Annotated in this window: 1 protein-coding gene; it reads left to right on the top strand. The window is 58.1% G+C overall.

What is annotated here, in order from left to right; genetic code table 11:
* On the top strand, nt 1-344 hold a 344-nt coding region (locus tag ACI77I_RS32250; protein ID WP_407000264.1), incomplete at both ends, for an immunoglobulin-like domain-containing protein.

The raw sequence follows: 344 nt of genomic DNA, 5'->3' as shown, positions 1-344 counted from the left end.
GCACCGATAACACCACCACCGTTACGCTGACCGCGCCAAGCGCAGTCAACGAGGGCGGTGAGATTACGTATACCGCTACGCTTTCTAACAAAGCGGGCACTGACGTAACGCTGAAACTCGACAACGGCTCGACCATCACCATCAAGGCGGGCGACACCGTCGGCACTGTGACTGTCCCAGCACCTAGCGATGACGTGTTCATCGATAAGAGCACTCAGACGGTCAAGATCACCGACACCGCTGGCGGTAACTTCGAGAAGCTGGAAGTTGCAGGCAACGGCGCCACCACGACGATCAACGACACTATCGACAAGGTCGATGTCGTCCTGACCGCCACCACCACC

It is taken from the genome of Pseudomonas sp. D47, from assembly GCF_045447305.1.
Lineage (GTDB): Bacteria > Pseudomonadota > Gammaproteobacteria > Pseudomonadales > Pseudomonadaceae > Aquipseudomonas.
The sequence above is the reverse complement of the archived record's forward strand: the minus strand, read 5'-3'. Positions and strand labels throughout refer to the sequence as shown.